This window comes from Edaphobacter sp., assembly GCF_035763405.1.
Classification (GTDB): Bacteria; Acidobacteriota; Terriglobia; order Terriglobales; family Acidobacteriaceae; genus Edaphobacter.
On sequence record NZ_DASUBE010000023.1, the window covers coordinates 1 to 8,557 of the forward strand.

6 protein-coding genes are annotated in these 8,557 nt (G+C 61.9%); 1 reads left to right on the plus strand and 5 read right to left on the minus strand.

From position 1 onward, the window contains the following. The 5 genes from VFU66_RS02380 to VFU66_RS02400 all read right to left on the minus strand — a co-directional run. Nucleotides 1–1,016: ABC transporter permease (locus tag VFU66_RS02380; protein WP_326444631.1), on the minus strand; the 1,016-nt coding region annotated here is incomplete at its 3' end. Between the two features lie 510 nt (nt 1,017–1,526). Beyond that, on the minus strand, nt 1,527–2,189 hold the full coding sequence (locus VFU66_RS02385) for a trimeric intracellular cation channel family protein (protein WP_326444632.1): 663 nt from the start codon (nt 2,187–2,189) through the stop codon (nt 1,527–1,529). Then, entirely contained in the window at nt 2,189–4,375 is a 2,187-nt protein-coding gene (locus VFU66_RS02390) for a hypothetical protein (protein WP_326444633.1), read from the minus strand. Before VFU66_RS02390 ends, VFU66_RS02385 begins: the two co-directional genes overlap by 1 nt. Nucleotides 4,376–4,584: 209 nt before the next feature. Next, nucleotides 4,585–5,592, minus strand: a complete 1,008-nt coding sequence (locus tag VFU66_RS02395) for an NAD(P)-dependent alcohol dehydrogenase (protein ID WP_326444634.1) — start codon at nt 5,590–5,592, stop codon at nt 4,585–4,587. A gap of 142 nt (nt 5,593–5,734) precedes the next feature. Continuing rightward, on the minus strand, nt 5,735–7,594 hold the full coding sequence (locus VFU66_RS02400; protein ID WP_326444635.1) for a SpoIVB peptidase S55 domain-containing protein: 1,860 nt from the start codon (nt 7,592–7,594) through the stop codon (nt 5,735–5,737). 264 nt (nt 7,595–7,858) lie between these two features. Here VFU66_RS02400 and VFU66_RS02405 point away from each other — a divergent pair. Beyond that, a partial coding sequence (locus VFU66_RS02405; RefSeq protein ID WP_524536957.1) for a vWA domain-containing protein occupies nt 7,859–8,557 on the plus strand: 699 nt, incomplete at its 3' end.

Sequence of the window (8,557 nt, forward strand, 5' to 3'; positions counted from 1 at the left end):
ACCTGTTCCGCCCGCACGCCAAAGCTCATCATCACGGCAATGTCTTTCGTCTTCTCCATCACCATCATGGTCAGGGCAATCAGAATATTCAGGGCCGCCACCGCGACAATCAGCGCCAGCACGATGAACGTCACCACGCGCTCCAGCTTCAGCGCGCGAAACAGCTCGCGGTTCTCCACCATCCAGTTCGTCGTCTCGAACCCCGGCCCGGCCATCGCCTCAATCACGCGACCTATTTTGTCCGCGTTGTAAAGATCATCCACCTTGAAGCTGATGACCGAGATCAAATCAGGCTCCGAGAACAAACTCTGCGCATCGGCCAGCCGCGTAAACGCATAGCTCGAGTCATACTGATAGAACCCCGACTTGAAGATCCCCACCACCTGAAACATCCTGTACCTCGGCACCATTCCCAGAGGGGACAACTCTCCCTGCGGACTCGTTACCAGTACAGAATCCCCCACCTGCACCCCAAGCGTCTCCGCCAGATCGCTCCCAATCACAATCGGCGGAATCGCATTCAAAGAGCCGGGTGCCCCATCTTCGCGCGGCTTCATCGCGCTAAGATGGGGACCCTCTCCGGAGTCTACCGGCTCCAGAGCCGCAGCCGACCCCACCTTCACCGACTGCAACAGATCGCTGACCGTCTTCTCATCCTTCGGAATCACACCCTTAATCAAAGCCCCGCCGCTCCGCGCCCCGCGCGAGACCAGCACCTGCCCATACAGTCCCGGAGCAGCCGCCGTTACATGAGGCACCTTCCGCAGCTTCGCCAGCAGAGGACGCCAGTCGCGTATCCCATCTCCAGCCACGCGCATCAGGCTCACATGCGAAGTCGAGCCAATCAGCCGCGCCTGCAAATCGCGCAGCATCCCATTCGTAATCGCCAACGCGATAATCAGCGAAGCCACGCCTGCCGCCACGCCAATGACGCTGATGAGCGTAATCACGCCCACCACGGCCTGCCGCCGCTTTGCCCGCAGATACCGCGCCGCAACAAAGAGTTCAAATCGCATCGATTCTCAGCTTACTACCCGCAGCCGAATCGCTGTTTTCCTGGAGGTATAGTTCCTGTGACCTCCTCATCCCCAGGGCAGCCCCCCATTTTTATTGTCATTCCCGAAGGGAATCTGCGTTTCGCACCGGACCGCGCCGGGCTACACCTATATGGAAAATCGAGCCGATCATCGAATCCATCCTCGCCGCATTCAAATCGGTGTCATCGGTGTCATCGGTGCAAATCGGTGTTATAAGGAGCCTCTGATTAAGTCTTCGCTTTGAAGGGGCGTGGCTTCAGCCACGCCATCACGTCCCTCAATGCAATGGGGCTTTAGAGGGTGCTGAAAAAGTCAGTTTTGCTTAAGGGCACGGCTTCAGCCGTGCCGCTAACGCTGCAAAATCAACGCGGCTTTAGCCGCTGAGGCACTCTTTCTTCCCGGCGAGACACTTTTTCATCACCCTCTTTAGCCCCTCAGGGAATCTTCGCGGACTGAATCGGACCTTCCTTAAGTCTCTCGCCCAACCTGCTACCGCATCACCCTCGGCAAATTCCAATGCTGCCACACCGCCACCATCCGCACAGCAAAACACACCGCCGCACCCAGACTCATCGCGAGCCCGCGCGGCATCTTCGCCTTCAGCAGAACGAGCATCACGACAGCCCCCGCCAGCGCAGCCACCGCATACACATCCGAGTTCAGCACTGCCGGGACCCGCGCCAGCAACACATCGCGCACCGTTCCGCCGCCCGCGCCCGTCACCACGCCCATCATCACCGCAAGCAGCGGAGTAATCCCACACTCCACCGCCTTGTCCGCACCTGCCACCGCAAACAGCGCCAACCCGGCCGCGTCCAGCGTAATCAGCAGATGTACCGGCACCTCCTGAATCAGCCCATGAAAGCAGAACACCGCGCCACCACCGGCAAACGCCGTCGCCGCATACCGCCAGTCGCGGATGCTGTTGGGCGGAATTGCCCCAATCAGCAGGTCGCGTATCGTGCCTCCGCCCAGCGCCGTCACAAACGCCAGCACCATCAGTCCGAACACATCCAGCCCCGCGGCAATCCCCGCCAGCGCGCCCTCCACCGCGAAGACAAACGTGCCAATCAAATCGATTGTCAGCAGCAGTGCATCCTGCCGGTACTTGGGAAACCACGCCGTCAGCCACGTCGTCAGCTTTGCCCGCATCAGCGGACCACCGCCTTGACCGCCGCCATATTGTCATAGCGGTCATATACCCGCACTGCGATGACATGCTCGTTCGCATCGGCAACCGGCGTCGTCGCAGCGGGAACAGCCGCCACAAAGTCATACCGCTCCGCCTGCGAATCCGAAACCTTGCCCACCGGCTCCAGATACTGCCACGGCCCGGCGTCCACACTGTACTCCGCGCGCGCAATCGGCGAGGTCGCATCGCGCGCCTCCAGCTTCGCGTGAATCTTTCCATTCTCCATTGCCGCTTCCAGCACCCCAGGCACCGGCGGAGTCGTATCCAGAACAAAGACCTCGCTCACCCGCGCACCAGTCAGTGCATCGGACTCCGTGTGCGAAGGCGCATCGCTCGCCACCACCTTCAATTCGTAGCGCCCATCCGGCAGCCGCGCCGCATCGAAGCTGTAATAGCTCGCCGAAATCCTGTTCTTCAGCAGCCGCCAGTTCTGCTCGCCCACACCGCGATACCAGATGGAATACCGCAGATCGTCGCCGTTGCCGTCGTGTGCCAGCCATCGCACCGTAAGCGCCGTCTTGTCCTTTTGCGCCAGCAGCGGGGCCGCGCCCGGCTCCGGCACAATATTCACCGCACCCGAAGAAGCAGCAGGGAAGGCCACCTGGACCGTCGCGTTCATCGGCGAAACCGCAGGCGGAGGCACGCGCGCTCCAGGCTGCACTACAACCTCATCCACTACTGGCGCAATGTTCTTCGTCAGATAATTCAACCCCACGGCATTCAGCGCACCGTCCGCGTGCAATGTCGCCTTCCACTGGATGTATCTCCCCGAAGGCACACTCACGCTTCCATCGGCTGCCACGCGCGTCCACTCACTCCAACCCATCAGCGGATTCTCCACATTGCCGCTGCGCGCAAACAGCTCGAACCCGGCGTCGCTCCCATGCACCTCCGCCCGCCCCCACTGCGAAAATTCCTTCGCATCGAAGACCTGGCTCGTGTACGTCGCGTCCGCAGCCACCGCATCGCCCAGCCGGAAGACCTTCCCGCCATTGCTCGTCGCCACAAGCAGCCCGTTCTTCACCGAGGCAAACGCCATACCTTCGGAAGCATCCAGGTGCGCCACATCGCTGAACTGCCCGGAACCATCCGTGCTCACGCGATACACTCGCCCACGATTCCCCGTTGCTGCCAGCAGAGCCCCATTGCGAGTCGCCAGCGCATACACCACATCATCCTTCAGCGTCAGCAGCTTCATCGGAGAGCCGTCCGGAGAAATTCTATAAATCTCGCTCCCCTCCGGCACCAGCGTGTTCGATCCCACCGAGGAAGCCGACCCCGGCGCCGAAAACGTAATCGTCACGCTCGTCGTTCCTGTCACCGGCAGCGGAGGCAGCGGTGCGCGTCCCGTCCCCACGCCTGCCGCATACACATTGCCCGACGCATCCATCGCCAGCGAAGTAATCTCACGCCGCCTTGCCGAGTACACCGCAAAGGGCTTCGCCCCCGGCGTTGTCGTTGAAATTTTATAAATCACACCCGAGCCATCGCTGCCCGCCCATAGCATCCCATCCGGAGCCATCAGCAGGCAGCGTATGTGCTGGTCTGTCGTCTTGAACAAAACCTCAGCCTTGCCTCCACCCGCTGGCACCCGATACACCACCGCCGGCCCGCCCGCCGCAACATACACCGCGCCGTCTTTTCCCACGGCCAGGTCCCACAGATACTTCGGCTTCTCCTCGGTCATCGCGGGATCAAACACCACCGCAGGCTCACCGCCGCTCGCCGAAATCCTGTACACCTTCCCATCAGGAGAAGTCGCCGCCAGCACACTTCCATCCGGCAGCACGTGCACCGCCTGCACGGCCAGCTCCTTGCCGGAGAAAATCTGCGTTTCCTTGCCATCAGGAGAGACCCGCAGCACCGCCGCCGAACCAGCCGCCGTCCCGCCCAATCCCAGATACGCATTGCCCGCCGCATCTGCGCCAAGCGACCACACATAGCTCTTGCCCGTCGCGTAAAGCAGGGAAGTCGCAGGCCCGGCCTCAATCTGTCCGTCGCTGCGAATCGCAACCCCGCTCGTCGAGCCTTTTTCCATCTCGTCGTAGCTGTTCACGTTCCACAGCTTCGTCCCCTGCGCCCGCAGAAACCCCGGCAGCAGGGAAGCCGCCACCATCACTCCAGCCACCAAAACCCGTCGCATCATCGTGAATCGAGTCTAAAACACGCCGCACCGCAAAAGAAAAAGGCCGTCACAGAAACGATGACCACGGATTCAGCGGAAAGGACGGATGGTTTCATCCGTGGTAATCCGCGAAATCCGCGGTCGCCTTAAATCGGTGTCATCCGTGCAGATGAGAGGGTGCCTCATCTGCACGACAGTCCTATCGTCGCTAAGGTGGGGTCATGCTGTCATCAATTCGCCAGCACCGCCCTGTAGCGCACCTTGTTCTTCTTCACCTTCGCCACGGCATCATTCGCCTTGGCCATGGCAAACCGCTCGGTGATCGCCTTCACGCCATGCCGCGCAGCCACATCCAGCATCTCGTACAGGTCGCGCGGGCTGCCCGTCGGACTGCCCGAGATCGACTTCTGCCCGCCCAGCAGCGAGAAGCCCTGCACCTGAATCGGCGAAGTCGCCGCGCCCACCAGGCAGAACATCCCCTTCGGCTTCAGCGCCCCCACGTATCCCTGCCAGTCCTGGTCCGCGCTCACGGTCGAAAGCAGAAAGTCGAACGACCCTGCCACCTTCTTCAGCGCGCCCGTGTCCCGCGTATTCACAAAATGGTGAGCGCCCAGCGACTTCGCTTCGGCCTCTTTGTCCTTCGCCGTCGAAAACGCCGTCACCTCCGCGCCGAACGCCTTCGCAAACTGAATTCCCAGATGTCCCAGTCCGCCAATCCCGATAATCCCCACGCGCGACGAAGGCCGCACCCCGTGGTTCCTCAGCGGCGAGTACACCGTAATCCCCGCACACATCAGCGGAGCCACATGCTCGCTCTCCAGCACCGCCGGAACCGGAATCGCAAATCGCGCGTTCACCCGTATTTTGTCCGCATAGCCGCCGTTGCGTCCCACGCAGGTCGGCTGCGCCTTTGCGCAGAGATGTTCATCACCCTGCCTGCACCACTCGCAGATGCCGCAGCTATCGGCCTGCCAGCCCACGCCCACGCGCTCGCCCATCTTCAAGCCCGCGACGTCCGCGCCCACCGCCACCACCGTGCCCACAATCTCGTGCCCGGGAATAAACGGGTACTTCGTAAGACCCCAATCATTATCGATCAGGTGAACATCGCTGCGGCACACTCCACAGTGCGAGATCTTGATCTCCACCTCACCTCGCCCAAGCTCTCCCGGATCGTACTTGAAAGGCAACAATTGCGCGCCCGCCGCGTGCGCAGCTAAACCATGAATCTCGCTCATCTCAACTCATTCCTTTAAGCTCGGACGTTGTCCGCCCGCGCCGCAGTTTAGATGCTACAACACCACGCGGAGCAAAAATAACCACCGCGCACAGATAACAAGTTCGCAACCATTACGATTGTGTTGCATCGCTCTCGCAGTCTCAAGGCCGTATGTCGAGGCCCAGCACCACCGACCCGCTCACCGCATAGCCCGTCTCCACCGAACCCGCCGCCACCGCGCTCTCGCCCGTCAGCGTCACCTTCTGTTCCGCCTTCAGCGGCTCCAGCACATTGGCCATCGAAAGCGGCACGCCCGGCAGGGCCTCGCCGTCCACCACCGCCTGCGGAGCATGAGCCAGCAGCGTCACATACACGCCATCGTTCGCGTGCAGCCGGTTCAACCCCGCCACCGTATCCGCCAATCCAATCGCGTGGGCCGCGCCTGTCCCGGTCGACAGCTTATCCGCCGTCGCGCCATCGCTCACCACCACCCGCATCGGCCCAGGCGTCAACGACACCGGCAGCTTCACCTTGATCTTCACCGTCCGCGCCTTCGCCTGATACGGATCAATCGTTGCCTCCACCTCCACCGTGTCACCCGCGCGCGCCTCCATCGTGCTCAGCCGCGCCGAATCGAGCGTAGCCGTCATCCGCTCCGGCACGGCCTTCACCTTCAGCGTCAACCCCGTCACCACCGGCTGCTCCAGGCTATTCTCATACACTTTGCTGAAGCGATCATTCACCAGCAGAGCCGTATTGATCGCCGCCGGAGTCACCCCGCTCTCCGTCATCACGCCGCCCAGCCGCACCGCGGGCAGTCCTTTGAGCCCCATCTCGCCCGATACCCGATAGCTCATCTCTTTCGCCGAAGCATTCGTCGCCTGCAACGTCTGATACACCGACACCAGCATCGCCGAAGGCGTCAGCGCGCGATTGTCCAGCACTTCGAAGTGATAGCTCTTCGTTCCCTCAGGGGCCGTCACCTCCAACGACACAGGAATCATCCGCGCCTTTGCCCCGAACTGCCCCAGAATCGCCGCCGCGCGGTCCTCCGTAAATGCACCCACCGTCTGCGTCGTGTTAATAATCTTGAACGCATTCAGCGGAGAAGCCAGCGTCGCCACCACCTCGGCTTTGGTCATCGGCATGTCCACCGCCCCAAACTGCGTAATCGGATGCCCGCACGCCAGCAGTTGCTTCGGGTCCACATACGTCACCGTGCAGGTGCCCGACATCGACAGGTCGCCCTCGACCAGAATCATGCTCACCGCGCTGCCCGGCTCCAGAGGCTCCGGCTGCACCGCATTCGCGTCCGCGCCGCCCAACCCCGCCACAGGCGTCAACCCCATCGCCTTGAACCGATCGCTGAACCGCGCCACCGTCTCCTGGCTGAACCCGCTCATCACCAGCGGCGTCTCAATCGGCCGCATCTCCGGCGATGCCAGATCGCTGTCATTCTGAGCGGAGCGAAGAATCCCCGCATCTGTTTTCTTTGCATCTCCATTCCGCAGCGCAGCCGAGGAACCTGCTTTTACGCCCGCCGCCGCACCCTCATCCCGCACCTCCAGCATCTGCGCAATCGGCGTAATCCCCGCAATCGGCTCCTTGCTGAACTCGCCGATCCTGTAGCTCAGCGCCCCCACCAGCTTCCCATCGATATACACCGGGCTTCCGCTCATGCCCGCCACCACGCCCGTATACTCCGGCTTCGCGCCCTTCAGTTGCGCAAGAATCAGGTCCCGCTCCGGCCCCAGCGAGTTCTTCAGGACGCCCAGAATCTCCACGGCCATCGGCTCCGGCTTCACCCCCTGAAACACCGTATAGGCCACGCCCATCTGCCCACGCCTCACGTCCTTCAACGGGAAAAACTCCGTCACCTTCGGCGGAGTCGCCGGCAAAGCCGCAGGCGAACTCACATCAGTCGCTGAAGCCTGCGCCAGGCAAGCCGTACCCAGTCCGCACAGAGCCAGCGCAACGAACAGCCCCGCAGCCTTCCCCGTCACACCACCACCTTTTTGCATTTCCATTCCGTTGCGCAGCGGAGGAATCTGCTTTTCCCTCAACCTGCCCCGAAAGCACGTCATCTCGACCGAAGGCGACCTTCTCTGCCGCCGCAGTGGAGAGCCCCCCGCATTTTCTCCAAGCCAGCACGAAAGCTTGCCCGCCCCAACCCAACCCCGAATCGTTCCCATACGCATCCCGTCTCAGCATCCAGACTAGCAAGACTCCAACCGCACTCACCATCAATCTCGCCTGCCGTCCAACACAATGGAGTAAAGTTTCAAATGATGACCAGCCACTCCGAACGCACGGCCACGAAGCTGTTCCTCCTCTTCGGCGCGCTTCTCTTTGCGCTCCCAGTCGTTCCGGCGCAGACCGACACGCAGCAGCCGAACGCTCAGCAACAGCAGCAGCCAGACACCGGCGACACCGGCCCGGCCATCAACAACGGCCCGCTCATCATCCGCAAAAAGCCCGAGTCGGCCGAGCCCCCGCCGCCAGCCGCCCCCGCCGAACCCAAAGTCAAAAACCCCGGTGGCGCCAACTACTCCCTTCGCGTTGACGTCCCCATGGTCAACCTCAACGTCAACGTCATCCTCGACAAGACGCACCAGTTCGTCCCCGGCCTCAAGCCCGCCAACTTTCTCGTCCTCGAAGACGGCGTGCCCCAGACACTCACCAGCGTCCGCACCACCCAGGCCCCCATCACCGCCGTCATGCTGCTTGAGTTCGCCGCCAACAGCTACTACTACATCTACGACATGGAGAACGCGGCCTTCACCTTCTTCCAGACCCTCAAACCCGACGACTACATCGCCGTCGTCACCTACGACCTCAAGACCCACATCCTCACCGACTTCACCAACAACAAGGACGTCATCGCCCAGGCGCTCCAGTCGCTCGTCATCCCCACCTTCTCCGATACCGACATGTTCGACGCGCTCTACGAGACGCTCGACCGCCTCACCCGCGTCGATGGACGC

What these genes read in the sequence shown, in the direction of transcription:
- VFU66_RS02385 (WP_326444632.1), bottom strand. Translation starts at nt 2,189, where the DNA reads ATGCGGGCAAAGCTGACGACGTGGCTGACGGCGTGGTTTCCCAAGTAC.
- VFU66_RS02390 (WP_326444633.1), bottom strand. Translation starts at nt 4,375, where the DNA reads ATGATGCGACGGGTTTTGGTGGCTGGAGTGATGGTGGCGGCTTCCCTG.
- VFU66_RS02395 (WP_326444634.1), bottom strand. Translation starts at nt 5,592, where the DNA reads ATGAGCGAGATTCATGGTTTAGCTGCGCACGCGGCGGGCGCGCAATTG.
- VFU66_RS02400 (WP_326444635.1), bottom strand. Translation starts at nt 7,594, where the DNA reads ATGCAAAAAGGTGGTGGTGTGACGGGGAAGGCTGCGGGGCTGTTCGTT.